Source organism: Sphaerisporangium melleum, from assembly GCF_014646695.1.
Lineage (GTDB): Bacteria > Actinomycetota > Actinomycetes > Streptosporangiales > Streptosporangiaceae > Sphaerisporangium > Sphaerisporangium melleum.
Window position 1 is genome coordinate 17466 of the sequence record NZ_BMNT01000031.1, and the last position, 17019, is coordinate 34484.

Below are 17019 nucleotides of genomic sequence, written 5' to 3' on the forward strand. Positions count from 1 at the left end.
CCGTCGGCCGCGCTGGTAGGCCCGGTCGCCGTCGGCCGGCTGGACGGCTCGGAGCGCCGTGCCCGCTCGGGCTCCCCTGTCCGGCCGGTCGGCTCGGATGGCGGCTGAGGTCGCTGCGTCACTTGCTTCCACTCCATCGGTCGGCTCGGTCGCACTCCATCAGCCGGCTGGGCCGAAATCCCCGCCACTGCTCCTTCGCCCTGGCCAGGAAGTACCCCACGGGCTCCTGCCAGGTGTGCCCGCCCCGTGCGGCCCTGCGCGCGACGAACCCCAGGCCGTGCGTCCGGTAGATGGCGCCGCCGGCCCGCATCAGGTCCTGGAAGAAGTGGACGTCCACCGAGCGCGGCACCGGCCGGAAGCCGCCGAGCGCCTCGAACACCGACCGGGACACCACGAACGTGCCGCCCGCCACGTGGTTGGACATCGTCTCGCTGGTCCAGTCGCGGCGGATGGTGATGTCGAGTTGCTGCAAGTAGAAGAACTCCGAGGCGGCGCCCACCAGCTCGGCTCCCGAGTAGGCCTGGGCGAGCGTCATGTCGGCCAGGTGGTCCGGCCCGTACCAGTCGTCGTCGTCCCACTTGGCGAGGACCGAGCCGGTCGCGTGGCCGGCCGCCCGGTTGAGCACGACGCCGAACGGCAGCCCGGCGTCCGCCTCGACCACGGTGATCGGCCGGTCGAACGCGGCGACGGCCCGGGCTACCTCGGGCGTGCCGGACGGGACCCCGTGCAGGGTGAGGATCACCTCCAGGTCCACGCCGCGCTGCCGCGCGATCTGGCCGAGGGCGAACGGCACCAGCTCGGCCCGCCGGGTGCACATGATGACCGAGACGGCCGGCGGGGCGGGAACGGCGACGCTGGCGCGGGCGGCCAGCTCGCGCCATCGGGCGGTGGTGCCGTGCAGCGTGAGGGCCGTGCGGCGCAGCAGCACGCTGTGCTCCTCCCGCCGCAGGTCGTCGGCCAGATCCGCCTCGGTGGCGGCGGGCAGCAGCGCGGCCAGCTCGGGCCCGAGTGCTCGCGCGGCCCATCCGGGCGGCGGGGCGGACAGCAGCGGCACCCCGGCGGCGGCGAGCCCGACGACGGCGCGGACCGCCGCGATCGGCCCGGTGTGGGCGGGACGCCAGGTGAGCCGCAGGCCTCTCAATCGGCGCAGCCGGCCGACGTCGGCGTCGGTGACCCCGCCGGAGGCCGGCAGCCGTACCAGGGTCCGGCCCTCCAGCCGGACCTCCCACCGGCCGTCGTGCTGGACGAGGTCGGCGACCGGCCGGGTCGGCGTCTTGCGGAAGCCCTGCGGGTTCACCGAGCGCTCGTCCACCGGCGGCACGGCCTCGGGGGCGAACACGGCCGCGCCGAGGGCGCGGTAGCCGCCGGGGGAGCCGAGGCGCTCCCAGGTGAGGGCGGACGGCCGGTCGATCGCGGGCACCCGTTCGTCGAGCCACGCCTCCGCCTCGCCGCCCGCCGGCCCGTCATCGTGCCGCGCGGAGCCCGTGGCCGGCGCGACGGCCGAGCCGGGGCCGGAACCGCCGGCGGGCGAGGTTGCGGAGTCCGGACCGGAGTCCATGACCTGCGCGGTGCCGGAGCCGGGGCCCGAGGCCTGCGCGACAGCGGAGCCGGAGTTCGCGGCAGGGGCGAGGCCGGATTTTGTTGCGGAGCCGGAGCCGGAGCCGGAGCCGGAGCCGGAGCCGGGGGCGGCGTCCGGCGGGGTGGCGCGGAGAGCCAGGTCGGCGCCGGTCACGCCCGAGCGGTCCGGGGCGGGCCCGCGCGGGCCGGTGAAGGTCACGTTGGGGTCGCCGGGCCGCCAGCCGGCCAGGCCGGGCCCGGCCAGCCCGGCCATCGGCAGCGGGTAGCCGCTCAGGTGGTGGCCGCCGAAGCTGCGCGCCACGGCCGCGGCGACCTCCCCGGCCGGTTGCGGCTCGGAGAAGCGCGCCTTGACCCGCCAGCCGGTGGCCCCGTACCGGGAGACGCCGACGTCCCGCAGGAAACGGCGGCCGAGGCTCGGCGACAGCGGCACGCCGGGCGCGTCGCACCACGGCGGCGACTCCACGACGATCACGCCCACCATGGGCGCCGAGGGGAGCCCGCCGCCGACGGTCACGGCGCGGCGCAGGTCGGTGGGGGTGCGCGCGACGACCAGGACGGCCGCCGGGTCGTCGGTGGCGAACGGGTGCGGCGCCATGTCGTCCACGTCGGCCGCCTCGTACGCCAGCCCGGGAAGCAGGCCGCCGAGGTCCGCGGGCTCCACCCCGGCGACGGCCACGGCGACCTTCCCGCCGGCGGCGGCCAGCTCGGCCGTCATCCCGGCCGGGGCGAGCGTGGTGGTCATCGGGGGGCCTGCTTGAGGATGATGGCGCCCTTCTCGGCGGGGTGGGCGGCGCCGGTCAGTTCGGGGTGCTCGCGCAGCCAGCGGTCGGTGATCTCGCGCTCGTCGGCGCGGGCGGTGTCGTCCATGACGAACCAGGCGTCCTGCGCGCAGCGGGGCAGCAGCACCGGCAGCGCGGGGTAGCGGGCGAACGGGCCGGTGGCGCCGGGCGGGCCGTCCACGAAGACCAGGCCGATGCCGTGCAGATCCTCCACCGCCCGGGTGTCGTACCAGGGGAAGCTCTCCGCCTGCTCGGCCCCGGCAGGACTCCAGGGGACGAGGGGGGCGTGGCGGATCTCGACGACGTCCTGCAGTTCGTGGGCGAGGACGAGGTCTCTGGAGGCCTCGGCGTAGCGCTCGTCGTGCTCCAGGGCGACGACGCGCCCGCCGCCGAACCGCTGGACGGCGTAGCCCAGCCACACGCTCGACGCCCCGCTCCCGCACTCCACGATGATCTTGGGGTGCTCGGCCGCGACACGCTCGACGAGCAGGCGCAGCACGTCGGGGGAGGCGGCCCAGCCGCGCAGCCGGGGCAGCGGCGCCCGTGGGCGCAGCAGGGCGCGCAGGTCGATGAGCGCCTCGAGCTGCGCGTAGTCCTGGCGGGCGGACCTGGCCAGCTCCTTGTGCCCGTCCCGTACGCTGCCGCCGAGCGCGGTCACCGCCTTCTCGACGCGGGTCACGGCGCCGGCGAGGCGCTCGACGCGGGCGGCCTGGGCGGTCAGCTCGACGCGGTCCTCGCCGAGGGCGGCGAGGACGGGACGCGACTGTTCCCGCGCGGCGTCCGCCAGCCTGCCGGTGAGCCCTTCGACGGTGGCGGTGAGCCGGGCGAGGCTCTGCTCCGCCCTGGCCAGCGAGGCTTCCTGGCGCTTGGTGCGCGCGTCGATGCGCAGCGCCTTGCCATCGGTCCTGCGCAGGGCGGCGGCGGTGACGGCGGCCGTGGCCAGGACCAGGAGCGAGACGGCCAGCCCGGCGGCGGCGATGGGTTCAACGGCGCCCGCAGCGGACAGCGACACCAGTGCGATCACGGCCGCGGCGGTGAGAGCGGCGCCGAAGATCAGCAGGTGGCGTGGAGATAATGTCCGCATATGTTCCCTTTCTGGATGTTTCAGGCAGGGGATCCCAGACTATGCAGGGTCAGGTAAAGGGCTCCCAGGAGACGCGGGAGCCGTACTCGCCGCGCCGGGGGGCGAGCATGCTCGCCCAGGTGAGGACGTGGAGCGGGCCGGACCGGCGCGCCCGCTCAGCACACGCATCCGGGTCGTGCGGGATGGCCGCTAATCGCGGTTCGCCCGCCTCGGCGGCCGGCCGGACGGGCCCGGCGGCGGGGGTGCGCCGGGCGGTGCCGGGCGACAGGTGCCCGACCTCGCGGAACGGCCTCTCGTCTCCGCGTGGCGTGGTCATCACCGGCAGGTTCGCCCAGGCCGATCCGTCGGCGCGCAGCGGGCCGCCGTCCAGCCGGGTGCGGGGGTGGATGCGGGCGGAGAAGTACGGGGCGTCGCCGTGCGGGCGGACGTGCGGGTCGTTCAGGTCGAAGGCGCCGGGGTGCGGCCCGGCGCCGCCGGGGCCGGGCGCGAGGAGGGCGGCCATGCGACGTGCGATGGCGTCCTGCCGGGAAAGCGGATGAGGGAGCCCGCCGGCCACCGGCCACTTCAGGTGGCCCGGCCGTGGGCCGGACGTCCGGCTCTCGGGCTCGCCGGCGCACCACGGCACGGTGAGCGGGGACCGGCGCACCTCGTCCAGGCCGGGCGGCGAAGCCGGCAGCGGCCGCTGGATCGTGCGCGCGTCCCACTTCCCGATGGGACCGCCCACATTTGGTCGCGATCGGTAGGAGCCGAACATTCAGCTCATGCTAACCACTTATTGCTGCGACAACCTCCAGCCCATCTCTTTTCTCGCATTTCTCAGGAAATTCCCATGGAACGGGCAGGCCACCGGCCTGCCCGTTCCAAAGTCAGGGCGGCTTCGACTACAAGATCACCCGGATGTCAGAGCGGCGTCAGGCCATCTTGTTGCCCGCGGACAGCAGGTCCTCGCAGGCCGTGACCACGCGGGCCGCCATGCCGGCCTCGGCCGACTTGCCCCACGAACGCGGGTCGTACTCCTTCTTGTTGCCCACGTCACCGTCGATCTTCAGCACGCCGTCGTACTTACGGAACATGTGATCGGCCACCGGGCGGGTGAAGGCGTACTGCGTGTCGGTGTCGATGTTCATCTTCACCACGCCATAGGAGATCGCCTCGCGGATCTCTTCCAGGGTCGAGCCTGAGCCGCCGTGGAACACCAGGAAGAACGGCTTCTCCTGGTCGTGCTTGGCGCCGACGACGTCCTGGATGTCCTTCAGCACGCTCGGGCGCAGCTTGACGTGACCCGGCTTGTAGACGCCGTGCACGTTGCCGAACGTCGCCGCCAGCAGGTAGCGGCCGTGGTCGCCGAGACCGAGCGCCTCGGCGGTGGCCAGGGCGTCCTCGGGCGTGCTGTACAGCTTCTCGTTCATCTCGCCGACGACGCCGTCCTCCTCGCCGCCGACGACGCCGATCTCGGCCTCCAGGACGACGTTCACCGCGGCGGCCTTCTCGAGCAGCTCGCGGGCGATCTGGAGGTTCTCGTCCAGCGGGCAGGCCGAGCCGTCCCACATGTGCGACTGGAACAGCGGGTCCTTGCCCTGGGCGACGCGCTCACGGGAGATCTCCAGCAGCGGGCGCACGAAGCCGTCCAGCTTGTCCTTCGGACAGTGGTCGGTGTGCAGGGCGATGTTCACCGGGTACTTCGCCGCGACGGCGCGGGCGTACTCGGCCAGGGCCACGGCCCCGGTCACCATGTCCTTCACCGACTGCCCGGAGAGGTATTCGGCGCCGCCGGTCGAGACCTGGATGATCCCGTCACTCTCGGCCTCGGCGAAACCGCGCAGGGTGGCGTTCAACGTCTGAGAGGAGGTCACGTTGATCGCCGGGTATGCGAAACCATTGGCCTTGGCCCGGTCGAGCATCTCGGCGTAGACCTCTGGGGTCGCGATGGGCATCGGAGTCATCTCCCTAGAAGCAGCGAATCGGCTGGCAGAGCGGGGCTGGAGCGCCCAATGGGCAAGTATTCCCAAGCAGCGGCGGTGCAGGAAGGAGGAGCACGGCTCTTGTTCTCCCGCCTGCGCCCCTTGATTCCCGCCGCGGAGCGTGCTAGCCGCGACACGCGAGGCCGCCCGGCCATCACGGGTTTTCTACCCGGACCCACCCTCTCGCACTCCGGACCGCTCTGTCAGCGGTACCCTCGTGCGTGATGGACCTCGCGAATCTTCTGGACGCCCAGTGGTGGATCGTCACCTTCGGGCTCATCGGCATCCTGGCGATCATATTCGCCGAGACGGGGCTGCTCGTCGGGTTCTTCCTGCCCGGTGACTCGCTGCTCGTGGTCGCGGGCATGGGAGCGTCCGCCGCGGTGGCCTCCTCCGTCGGGCTCGACGCGCCCTTCCCGCTGCCCGTCCTGCTCATCGCGGCGCCGCTGTGCGCCATCGCGGGCGCCCAGCTCGGCCACTACTTCGGTGCCAAGACCGGCCCCCGGCTGTTCTCCCGGCCCGACTCCCGGCTGTTCAAGCGGGAGTACGTCGAGAAGGCCGAGCACTACTTCGCCAAGTTCGGCCCGTCCAAGGCCGTGGTGCTCGCGCGGTTCATCCCGATCGTCCGCACGTTCCTCAACCCGGTCGCCGGCATGCTCGGCATGCCCACGTCCCGGTTCTTCCTGTGGAACGTCGTGGGCGGCCTGCTGTGGACCGAGTCGCTGCTGCTCTTCGGGTACTTCGCCGGCAGCACCATCCCCAACGTCGACCGCTACATCCTGCCCGGCGCGGCGGTGATCGTCCTGCTGTCGGTGATCCCGATCATCCGCGAGATCCTCAAGGGCCGCAAGGAGGCGAAGGCCGCGCCGGTGGCCGAGCCGCGCGGCCGCCACCACCGGGACACCACTCCGCTCTAGCCCACCCTTCCCGATAGGTGGGCCCGCAGGGAAAGTCCTGTTCGAGGGGCCTCTCCCGGACGCGCAGGCGCTACTCTCCGGTATGTGGGACGCCACAGTTCCGACCCGATCGGCTTCGCCCGCCTGCTGCTGGTGGGCTTGGCGATCTTGGTGCTGCTCGCGCTGCTCGCGCTGGGCGGAGTGTCCCTGGTGGGCTCGCTGAACTCTGACGCCGTGCCGTCGCCGACCGCCGCGGTCGCCGAGTCCGGCCCGGACGTCACCGCGCCGCCCGCGTCCCCGTCCCCGGCGGGCCCGATCTCCTCACCCGGGTCCGAAGTGCCCACCGTCCTCGTCGAGTGCCAGGCCGACCTGTGCCCGCTGTTCGTCCGGATCACCGGCGGCGACATCGTGGAGGACCGCGACCTGCGCCGCGGCCAGCAGGCCGCCTACTTCCAGCGGGCTCTCGACGTCGTGCTCGGCGACGCCTCCACCGTGTACGTCGAGGTCAACGGCGTGGCGCGTCCCCCCGGCAAGCCGGGGGAACGGCTGACCATGAAGGTCAAGCGCGACGTCTCCTCCTGAGAGCGCGGCGGCGCTGGCCGGTGACCTAGTCCAGACCGAGATCGGTGAGGGTGTAGGCCGTGCGGTAGGGCAGGCCGGCCGCCTCGATCGCCGCCGCCGCGCCGCGGTCGACGATGGTCGCGACACCGACGATCTCGGCCCTGGCCTCGCGCAGCGCCTCCACCGCCGTCAGCACCGACGACCCGGTGGTCGAGGTGTCCTCGACGGCGAGCACCCGGCGGCCGGCGACGTCCGGGCCCTCGACGCGGCGCTGCAGGCCGTGCGCCTTGCCCGCCTTGCGGACCACGAAAGCGTCCAGCGTCCGGCCGCGCGCGGCGGCGGCGTGCAGCATGGCGGCGGCCACCGGGTCCGCCCCGAGCGTCAGCCCGCCGACGGCGTCGTACCCGAGGTCCTCGGTCAGGTCCAGCATCACCCGGCCCACGAGCGGGGCGGCGGCGCCGTCCAGCGTGATGCGCCGAAGATCCACATACCAGTCGGCCTCGCGCCCGGAGGAGAGCACCACCCGGCCGTGCACCACGCCCTTTTTCTTGATCTCATCCAGCAGATTCCCACGATCGCTCATGGGGGCAAGCCTAGAGAGGTCCGATTCGCGACGACTGCCCGGCCACTCGTTTATCACCCCAGGTCGGGAATAGGGCGCAAACTGATACGGTCTGCCATGAACGTTCCTGCATATGGTCAGGCGCGGGCCGAATCGCCGGGATTCACCCTCGCACGATCAGTGGCTTCATTACCCTGAGATAGGGCCGGGGTTCGGCCGCCACCGGACCCGGGTCATGAAGAAAGGGCGGTGTCGCGTGGATCGCTGCGCGCTGTTCGTGGACGCTGGCCATCTGCTGGCGGACGGCGCGATGGCCGTGCATGGGACCCGCCATCGCGAAGCCGTCGCCTGGGACTATCCCGGTCTGCTCGACCTGCTGTCCACGCTCGCGCGCGACCGCACGGGCCTGCCGTTGCTGCGCTGCTACTGGTACGAGGCGACCGTCGAGGGCAGGCGCACGCCCGAGCACGACGCGCTCGCCGACCTTCCCGGCCTCAAGCTGCGGCTCGCCCGCATCCGGCCCGGCCGCAGGGAAGGGGTGGACGCCCAGGTCCACCGCGACCTGATGACCCTGGCCCGCAACAACGCCATCTGCGACGCCGTCGTGGTCAGCGGCGACGAGGACCTCGCGCAGGTCGTGAGCGACGCCCAGGACCTCGGCATCCGGGTCACCGTCATCCACATCGCGGCCGAGGGCGGCTGGACGGTGTCGCGCACCCTGCAGCAGGAGTGCGACGACCTGATCGAGATCGGCAGCGGTCACCTGCGGCCCTACGTCAACCTGGTCACCGGCAACATCGCCGCCGAGGGCGGTGGCATCGCGGGGAACGGACGCCGGCTCGCGCAGCCGCTGGCCAACGGCCGCGGCCACGACACCCGGCTCGACCGGCAGCCGAGCCGTCCGCCGTCCCCGGCGGCGGGCCCCGTGCCGGTGCCGTCCGGGCACGGGCCGGTCTCCGCCGCCCCTCCCGTCCCGGCCTCCGGCCCCAACGCCGCAGCCGACCCCGAGGGAACCTTCGCGAGCACCCTCGGCCAGGGGGCACCCGACGTGCCCGGTCCTGAGACCCCCGGCCCGTCCCCGTACGAGCGGTCGCACGCGCCGGTCGGCCTGGGGCAGGGGGCGCTCCGCTCCGACGCGCCCGGCCTCGTCCCTGGTCAGGCCCCCGGTCATCCCGGCGCTCCCGGCCAGGGCGGCTCCGAGCACCCGGCGCCCCCAGCGGGCGAGGGCGCGCACGGCGCCGGCTCACCCACAGGGCAGGGCGACGGCCACCTGAGCGCTCCGTCCCTCGGCCTGGGCTCGCGCGGCTCCGACGCCCACAGCGCGCACGGCGCCGACCGTCCGGGAGCCTCCGCCGCCCCGGCATCCCGTCCCGACTACTCCGGTGCCGACTACGCGGGCGCGCCGGCCGGGCAGGGGCCGCGGGCGGGCTACGCCACTCCCTCGCCGGGCCAGGGGCCGCAGGAGGAGTACTCCTCGCCCGCCACCGGACAGCGGTCACCGGAGGAGTTCTCCCCGCCTGCCACGGGCCGGCGGTCATCGGAGGAGTACTCCCTGCCCGTCACGGGCGAGCGGTCGCCGAGTGAGTTCTCCCGGCCCGTCAACGGACAACAGCCGCGAGGCGAGTACTCCCGGCCCGCGGCCGGGCAGGAGCGCGACCACCAGGCCGCGGCGCGCCCGGAGTACCAGCCCGGCACCGACTACACGCCCGGTCCTGAGTACGCCGCCGAACCCGAGTACCAGCCGTCCGCACTCGGGCAGGGCGTGCGGGACGCCGGGTCTCAGGGTCCCCCCGCCACCGGTGCCTTCGCCGCGAGCGGGGGTGGCACGGGCTCGTTCGGTTCGTCCTCGTACGGCGCCGAGCAGCCGGCCTCCCGAGTGAGCGACTCGCGTGCGCAGTCCACCCGCGCGCCCTCCGGCCCAGGGACGGGTCTCGCCTCCAGCGGCCTGGCGTCGTCGGGTGGCCGGGCCGATGAGATCGTGCCCGAGGGGCCCGGCGGCGGCCTCACCATGGGCTTCCCGGCCGTCACCGGCCTGTCCCGGCCGAGCGGCTCAGCGGGTTCGGCGAACTCCGGGAGCTCCGGGAGCTCCTCCGGCTCCGGCCGGGCCGCGACGTCCGGTTCCTCCTCCGGCGCCGACACCGGCCTGTCCGCCGGACGTTCCGGCCCCGCCTCCTCCGGCGGCCAGGCGCCCGCCGGGTCGCCGGGCTCTCCCGGCTCACCCGGCCCGGCCCGCGAGAGCGGCCTCGCCGGCCCGCCCGCCGGGGCGCACACCGGCGGTGCCCACGCGACCGGCGCGCACGGCACCGGCGCGCACGGCACCGGTGCACACGGCACCGGTTCGCACGGCACCGGTTCGCACGCTTCAGGGGCTCACGGGCCCGCCGCGCGCCCGTCCTCCGGTGGGGCGCAGCGCTCCGCCACGCCCGCCCTGCCCGCCGCCCATTCCGGGTACGAGGGCCGCTCGTCCTCGCATGCCGCTCCGCGGCAGTCGGGCCCGCCCACCGGCCCGATGCCGGCCCCCGTCCCGCCGCAGTACACCCTTGGCGGCTCCGGTGGCCCGTCCAGCCCGCCGCCCTACCCCGCGCCGCACCTCGGCCCGTACACCGGCCCGCAGCCCGCGCCGGTGCCGCCGAGCACGCCCGGCACCACCACCCTCGCCGACGCGGTGAAGGCCGCGCACAAGGAGGGCCACGACTTCGGCGAGTCGGTCGCCCGTGACGCCCCCGCCCTGTGGCTGGAGGCCGTGCTGGCCCGCAAGCCGCGCATGCCCTCCGACCTGGAGGCGCGGCTGCTCCAGGGCTCCTCGCTGCCCATCGACTTCCTCCTGCACGACGAGGTGCGCCATGCACTGCGCAGGGGCTTCTGGGACGCCCTGGAACGCGCGCGCCGCTGAGCCGGGCGTCTCCGCGGCGTTCCGGCGCTGATCGTCCGGCGCGGGTGGCGGGCCACGGCGCCGGCGAAGGACGAACCGGGCGGCGGCCGGCCGCCCGGCCGTCGCGTCACAAGGTCGTCAGGAGAGCGCGTCGAATCCGGCGCGCAGGTGGTTGACGCGCTCGGTGAGGTCCTTGACCGGCCCGGCCAGCGAGGTGCTGCCGTTCGCCTGGGCGACCAGCTCTTCGACCCGGGCCAGGTCGTGCTCGACGGCGGTGAGGCGCCGCGACAGCTCGGGCAGCACCTCGGCGCCCACGCCGTCGGGCAACTCGACGGACAGCCGCTCGCGCAGCAACGCGGCCTGCTCGGCGAGCCGGCGGTTCATGTTGTACAGCTCGACGAAGACCGACACCTTGGCCCGGAGCACCCAGGGGTCGAACGGCTTGGTGAGGTAGTCGACGGCGCCCGCGGCGTACCCGCGGAAGGCGTAGTCGGGAGCGCTGTCGACCACGGTGAGGAAGATGATCGGGATGTTGCGGGTGCGCTCGCGCCGCTTGATGTGCGCCGCCGTCTCGAAGCCGTCCATGCCCGGCATCCGCACGTCCAGCAGGATGAGCGCGAAGTCGATGCCGAGGAGGTGCTTCAGCGCCTCCTCACCGGAGCGCGCCCGCACGGCCACCACGTCAAGAGAGCTCAAGATGGCCTCAAGCGCGATGAGGTTCTCCTCGCGGTCGTCGACCAGCAGGATCTTCGCTCGGTCCGGCATCATCCGCGCCCTTCTTTTCCGTCACCCGACGGCACCCGGCCCCGCGTGAGCCAGCCGCGCAGGCGCTCCAGCAGCCGGTCGACGTCCACCGGTTTCGGTACGTAGTCGGACGCCCCGGAGGCGATGCTCTTCTCCCGGTCACCCTGCATGACCTTCGCGGTGAGCGCGATGATCGGCAGATCGGCGAACTGCGGCATGCGGCGGATCGCCGACGTCGTGGCCCAGCCGTCCATCTCGGGCATCATGATGTCCATCAGCACCAGCGCGACGTCTTCGTTGCGTTCGAGCTGCTCGATGCCCTCACGGCCGTTCTCGGCGTAGACCACGGTGGAGCCGTGCCGTTCGAGCACGCTGGTCAGCGCGAAGACGTTCCTGATGTCGTCGTCCACGATCAGGATCTTGGCGCCGTTCAGCGGGTCGTCGCCCTGCCATACCTGGCTCGTGACGCCCTCGGACAGCGACGGCAGGCGCACCGCCTCGCCGAGGTCGGTCACCTGGGACAGCTCGGCGGCATCGGCGCGGCCGACACCGTCGGCGTACGGCCGGCCGTCACTCGTGGTGACCGCCGCGCCGCCGCTGCTGCCCTCGAGCGGGCCGCTGTAGCTGATCGGCAGGTGCAGGGTGAACGTGCTGCCCTTGCCCGGCTCGCTCATGGCGTGGATCTCGCCGCCGAGCAGGCGGGCGATCTCGCGGCAGATCGACAGGCCGAGCCCGGTGCCGCCGTACTTGCGGCTGGTGGTGCCGTCCGCCTGACGGAACGCCTCGAAGATCATCTCCAGCTTGTCCGGGGCGATGCCGATGCCGGTGTCCACCACCGAGAAGGACAGCATGTCCTGCTTGTCGTGCAGCGTACGGTCGACGTACGGCACGCCGCCGTCGGCCTGGCTGATCCGCAGGCGCACCTCGCCCGCCGGGGTGAACTTGACCGCGTTGGACAGCAGGTTGCGCAGCACCTGCTGCAGGCGCTGCTCGTCGGTGTGCAGCTCCTCGGGCACCGACGGCTCGACCTCGACGGTGAACGACAGCCCCTTGTCCTGGGCGAGCGGCGCGAAGGTCGCCTCGACGTACTCCACCAGCTTGGGCAGCGAGAGCTGCTGCGGGTGGACGTCCATGCGCCCGGCCTCGACCTTGGACAGGTCGAGGATGTCGTTGATGAGCTGGAGCAGCGCGGAGCCGGCCCCGTGGATGGTGCGGGCGAACTCCACCTGCTTGGCGGTGAGGTTGCCCTCGGCGTTCTCCGTCAGCAGCTTGGCCAGCACCAGCAGGCTGTTCAGCGGTGTGCGCAGCTCGTGGGACATGTTCGCGAGGAACTCGGTCTTGTAGCGCGAGGAGACCGCGAGCTGCTCGGCGCGCTCCTCCAGCGTGCGGCGGGCCTGCTCGATCTGGAAGTTCTGGATCTCGATGGCGCGGTTCTGCTTGGCGAGCAGCGCGGCCTTGTCCTCCAGCTCGGCGTTGGACCGGCGCAGCTCCTCCTGCTGACGCTGCAGCTCGTCGGAGCGCTCGCGCAGCTCGGTGGTGAGCCGCTGGGACTCGGTGAGCAGGCCCTCGGTGCGCGAGTTGGCGATGATGGTGTTCATCGTCACACCGATGGTCTCGACGAACTGGTTGAGGAAGGCCAGGTGGACCTCGGAGAACCGGCCGAACGAGGCCAGCTCCAGCACGCCGAGCACCTGGTTCTCGAACAGGACGGGTAGCACGACGATCTGGGCGGGCGTGGAGTGGCTCAGCCCCGAGTCGATGGTCAGGTAGCCGGCGGGGACGTCGTCCAGCACGATCGGCCGGCCCTCGGAGGCGGCCTGCCCGACGATGCCCTGGCCGAACATGAAGCTCTGCCGGGCGCTGCGTCCCGGCCGCACGCCGTACCCGGCGATCAGCTTGAGTTCGTTGTCGGCCGGGCTGTCGACCATGTAGAACGCGCCGTAGCGGGCCGACACCAGCGGGGTCAGCTCGCTCATGATGAGCTTGCCGACCTCCATCAGGTCACGGTGGCCCTGCATGAGGCGCGAGACGCGGGCGAGGTTGCTCTTGAGCCAGTCTTGTTCCTGGTTGGCCTTGGTGGTGTTCACCAGGTTCGACACCATCGTGTTGATGTTGTTCTTCAGGTCGGCCAGCTCGCCCTGCGCCTCGACGGTGATCGAGCGGGTGAGGTCGCCGCGGGCGACCGCGCTGGTCACCTCGGCGATGGCGCGCACCTGCGTGCTCAGGCTGCTGGCCAGCTCGTTCACGCTCTCGGTGAGCTGCTTCCAGGTGCCCTGGACGCCTCCGACGCGGGCCTGGCCGCCGAGCTGGCCCTCGGAGGCCACCTCGCGGGCCACCCGGGTCACCTCGGAGGCGAAGGAGGAGAGCTGGTCCACCATGCGGTTGATGGTCGTCTTCAGCACCAGGATCTCGCCCTGGGCGTCCACGTCGATCTTCTTGGACAGATCGCCCCGGGCGACCGCCGTGGTGACCTCGCCGATGTTGCGCACCTGGTAGGTCAGGTTGGTGGCCATCGAGTTGACGTTGTCGGTGAGGTCCTTCCAGACGCCCGACACCCCGCGGACGCGGGCCTGGCCGCCGAGCTGGCCCATGGTGCCGACCTCGCGGGCGACGCGGGTGACCTCGTCGGCGAACAGCGAGAGCTGGTCGACCATGGTGTTGACGGTGTCCTTGAGCTGCAGGATCTCGCCCTGCGCGTCCACCGTGATCTTCTTGGACAGGTTGCCCTGCACCACGGCCGTGGAGACGGCGGCGATCTGCCGCACCTGTGAGGTCAGGTTGTTGGCCATGAAGTTGACGTTGTCGGTGAGGTCCTTCCAGACCCCGGACACGCCGTGGACCTGGGCCTGGCCGCCGAGCTGACCCTCGGAGCCGACCTCGCGGGCCACGCGGCTCACCTCGGAGGCCACCGAGGAGAGCTGGTCCACCATGGTGTTGATCGTGGACTTCAGCTCCAGCATCTCGCCCTGGGCGTCCACGTCGATCTTCTTGGACAGGTCGCCGCCGGCCACGGCCTTGGTGACCTGGGCGATGTTGCGCACCTGGTAGGTCAGGTTGTTCGCCATCGAGTTGACGTTGTCGGTGAGGTCCTTCCAGACCCCCGACACACCCTTGACCTCGGCCCGGCCGCCGAGCTGGCCCTCGGTGCCGACCTCGCGGGCGACGCGGGTGACCTCGTCGGCGAACAGCGAGAGCTGGTCGACCATGGTGTTGAGGGTGGTCTTGAGCTGGAGGATCTCACCGCGCGCGTCCGCGGTGAACTTCTTGGACAGGTCGCCCTGGGCGACCGCCGTGGCCACGGTGGCGATGCCGCGCACCTGGCTGGTCAGGTTGCTCGCCATGACGTTGACGTTGTCGGTGAGGTCCTTCCAGACGCCCGACACGCCCCGCACCCGCGCCTGGCCGCCCAGCTCGCCCTCGGTGCCGACCTCGCGGGCGACCCTCGTGACCTCCTCGGCGAACGCCGAGAGCTGGTCGACCATGGTGTTGACGGTGTTCTTGAGCTCCAGCATCTCGCCGACGGCGTCGACGGTGACCTTGCGGCTGAGATCGCCCCTGGCCACCGCGGTGGTGACCACGGCGATGTCCCGGACCTGCGCGGAGACCCGGCTGGACATGGTGTTCACGGCCTCGGTGAGGTCGCGCCAGCTACCGGACATGCCGCGCAGGTTGGCCCGCCCGCCGAGCTGCCCCTCGGAGCCGACCTCGCGGGCGACCCGGGTGACCTCGGAGCTGAACAGGGCGAGCTGGTCCACCATGCCGTTGATGGCCTTGCCGAGCCGCCGTACATCGCCCTTGGCCGTGCGCCCGACGTCCAGCCGCTGGGACAGGTCGCCCTGCGCGACGGCGTCGAGGACGTCGGCCGCGCTGCTCACCGGGCTCACCAGCGCGTCGATCAGGTCGTTCACCGAGTGGACGCTCTCGGACCACAGGCCGACGCCGGGCCCGGCCACCAGGCGGACGCTGAAGCGGCCTTCCTTGACGACCTCGCGGCTGACTCTGATCAGCTCGTTGGCGAGGTGCTCGCGGCGATCCGCCACCTCGTTGAGCAGTAGCCTGACCTCGCTGAGAACCCCCGGAGGGGCGTAGGGCACCCGTTTGCGGAAGTCGCCATCGCGCCAGGCCATGAGCGTTTCCAGGAACGGCAGGAGATCGGGTTCGCTATAGGTATAGGACCGCTCCGAACCGGTCCCCGTGGTAGGGGTACCCTTCATGAAGCCTCCTTCACGCTGTTCGGGCGGGATGCGGAGTAGTGCCAGTCTGGCATGAAGGACGTTGTGCGGTCGCCCTGTCGATCGACCGCGTGTGACAGTCGACTGTGGTAAGCACGGTGTAATGACAAGTTCTTCCCGGGGTGTGCTGGCCGCGTCCTTCGCGTCCGGCAGAACGGCCCTACCCGAGGCGGCGCGGTTCACCCGTGAGGTGCTGACCGCGTGGGCCGCCGTGCCCATCCTCTCGGAGGCCGAGAGACTGACCGAAGATCTGGTCTCTGAGACGAGCGATGTCCCTTTTGACATTGTATGGGTCCATCAGGGGGATTCGCTCCAGATTGAGGTGCGAGAGAAGGAGACCCAGACCGTGCCGGTGGCCCCGCCATCTCAGGCGGTGACCGACTGGGGGGTCAGCTTCGACGGCGCGCTGCGCACCCGCTGGGCCCGTCTTCGCCTGCCCGGCGGCACCGGCATGGCCCGCACCGCCGATGACTGGGCGGGACGGCGCACCTCCCAGGGGCCCGGCTGGCTCGGCTTCCTCGCCGACGCCAGCGACCTGCTCGCCGGGACGCTCGACCCCGACATGGTGCCCGCCCTCATCGCCCAGATCGTGGTGCCGCGCCTGGCCACCTGGTGCGCCGTCTACACCCCCGGCTCCGACGGCGGCCCGCCCGAGCTCGCCTACCTCTGGCACGCCGACGAGTTCCAGATCGACGACCTGCGCGGTGAGCTGGCCGAGGTCACCATCCCCTCGGCGGAGAACCTCACCCCGATGCCGATCCAGCTCGGCGACTGGCAGTCCCTGGCCTTCCCCCTGGTCGCCCGCGGGCGCAGCCTCGGCGTGATGTGCCTCGGCCGCTCCGGCCGCTTCCCGGACGACATCGCCCAGCTCGCCGAAGACCTCGGCCGGCGCGCCGCCCTCGCCATGGACAACGCCCGCCTGTACGCCCAGCAGGCCGACGCCAACCGTGCCCTCCAGCGCAGCCTGCTGCCCCCCGGCACCCCCGCCGAGACCCCGGGGCTGGACTACTCCGTGGTGTACGAGCCGGCCGGCGAGAACAACGAGGTCGGTGGCGACTTCTACGACCTGTTCTCCACCGGCGAGGGCACCTGGCGGTTCGCCATCGGCGACGTCTGCGGCACCGGCCCGCAGGCCGCCGCCGTCACCGGCCTGGCGCGGCACACGTTGCGGCTGCTGGCCCGCGAGGGGTACGACGTCGCCGCCGTCGTCTCGCGCCTCAACCGCGCGATCCTCGAAGAGGGCGAGCGGGCGAGGTTCCTCACCCTGCTGCACGGCGAGATCCGCCGCACCGCCGGCGGTCTCGACCTGTCGCTGATCTCCGCCGGGCATCCCGAGGCGCTGCGGCTGCGGCCGAGCGGGGCGGTCGAGGCCGTGGTGACCTCCCAGTCGCTGCTCGGCGTCTTCCCCGAGGCCGAGTTCACCGCCGACCACGTCCACCTCGCGCCGGGCGACGTCCTGCTCGGCGTCACCGACGGGGTGACCGAGCGCCGCTCCGGCGACCGGTTGCTGGACGACGACGGCGGCCTGGCCGGCCTCCTGGCCGAGTGCGCCGACCTGTCCGCCCGCGCGGTCGCCGAGCGCATCCGCCGCGCCGTCCAGGACTTCGCGATCGAGCCCAGTGCCGACGACCTCGCCATCCTCGTCCTCCGAGCTGTATAGCTTGGCCTCGCTACGCTCGGCGGCTCGTGGCGCCTTTGAGGCGGCGTCCTTCGTTCGTCGTACGGGCTCGTTCCTCACCCTCCCTCCTCC

The 17019-nt window shown here is 72.5% G+C and carries 11 protein-coding genes; 4 read left to right on the plus strand and 7 right to left on the minus strand.

Translation table 11 applies throughout. The features are described from left to right. Positions 1 to 118: 118 nt before the first annotated feature. From IEY93_RS39430 to fbaA, 4 genes are all read right to left on the minus strand, one after another. Positions 119 to 2320 carry a glycosyltransferase gene (locus IEY93_RS39430; protein ID WP_189165655.1) on the minus strand — a complete coding sequence of 734 codons (2202 nt, stop codon included), beginning with the start codon at positions 2318 to 2320 and terminating at the stop codon, positions 119 to 121. After that, on the minus strand, positions 2317 to 3441 hold the full coding sequence (locus IEY93_RS25500) for a class I SAM-dependent methyltransferase (RefSeq protein ID WP_203968837.1): 1125 nt from the start codon (positions 3439 to 3441) through the stop codon (positions 2317 to 2319). The genes IEY93_RS39430 and IEY93_RS25500 overlap by 4 nt, the downstream gene beginning before the upstream one ends. A gap of 49 nt (positions 3442 to 3490) precedes the next feature. Further along, positions 3491 to 4165 (minus strand): hypothetical protein, encoded by a 675-nt coding sequence (locus IEY93_RS25505; RefSeq protein ID WP_189165656.1) that lies wholly within the window; start codon positions 4163 to 4165, stop codon positions 3491 to 3493. 187 nt (positions 4166 to 4352) lie between these two features. Then, a complete protein-coding gene (fbaA, locus tag IEY93_RS25510) occupies positions 4353 to 5375 on the minus strand; it encodes a class II fructose-bisphosphate aldolase (RefSeq protein ID WP_189165657.1) in 1023 nt (340 codons plus the stop codon). A gap of 251 nt (positions 5376 to 5626) precedes the next feature. Between fbaA and IEY93_RS25515 the strand changes: the two genes are divergently transcribed. Then, positions 5627 to 6319: a DedA family protein gene (locus IEY93_RS25515; protein WP_189165658.1), complete on the plus strand. Its 693-nt coding sequence runs from the start codon at positions 5627 to 5629 to the stop codon at positions 6317 to 6319. A gap of 84 nt (positions 6320 to 6403) precedes the next feature. Continuing rightward, positions 6404 to 6880, plus strand: a complete 477-nt coding sequence (locus tag IEY93_RS25520) for a hypothetical protein (RefSeq protein WP_189165659.1) — start codon at positions 6404 to 6406, stop codon at positions 6878 to 6880. Between the two features lie 25 nt (positions 6881 to 6905). Here the strand turns inward: IEY93_RS25520 and IEY93_RS25525 are convergent, their stop codons facing one another. Next, positions 6906 to 7442 (minus strand): orotate phosphoribosyltransferase, encoded by a 537-nt coding sequence (locus tag IEY93_RS25525; protein WP_189165660.1) that lies wholly within the window; start codon positions 7440 to 7442, stop codon positions 6906 to 6908. Positions 7443 to 7677: 235 nt separating this feature from the next. Here IEY93_RS25525 and IEY93_RS39610 point away from each other — a divergent pair, with 235 nt between their 5' ends. Next, on the plus strand, positions 7678 to 10314 hold the full coding sequence (locus IEY93_RS39610; protein ID WP_307837611.1) for an NYN domain-containing protein: 2637 nt from the start codon (positions 7678 to 7680) through the stop codon (positions 10312 to 10314). 117 nt (positions 10315 to 10431) lie between these two features. Here IEY93_RS39610 and IEY93_RS25540 read toward each other — a convergent pair whose 3' ends face one another. Together IEY93_RS25540 and IEY93_RS25545 are read right to left on the minus strand one after the other, a co-directional pair. Then, positions 10432 to 11058, minus strand: a complete 627-nt coding sequence (locus IEY93_RS25540; protein WP_189165735.1) for a response regulator — start codon at positions 11056 to 11058, stop codon at positions 10432 to 10434. Continuing rightward, on the minus strand, positions 11058 to 15251 hold the full coding sequence (locus IEY93_RS25545; RefSeq protein WP_189165661.1) for a HAMP domain-containing protein: 4194 nt from the start codon (positions 15249 to 15251) through the stop codon (positions 11058 to 11060). Before IEY93_RS25545 ends, IEY93_RS25540 begins: the two co-directional genes overlap by 1 nt. 364 nt (positions 15252 to 15615) lie before the next feature. Here IEY93_RS25545 and IEY93_RS25550 point away from each other — a divergent pair, with 364 nt between their 5' ends. Next, positions 15616 to 16929 (plus strand): PP2C family protein-serine/threonine phosphatase, encoded by a 1314-nt coding sequence (locus IEY93_RS25550; protein WP_229691467.1) that lies wholly within the window; start codon positions 15616 to 15618, stop codon positions 16927 to 16929. The last annotated feature ends 90 nt before the right edge of the window (positions 16930 to 17019 follow it).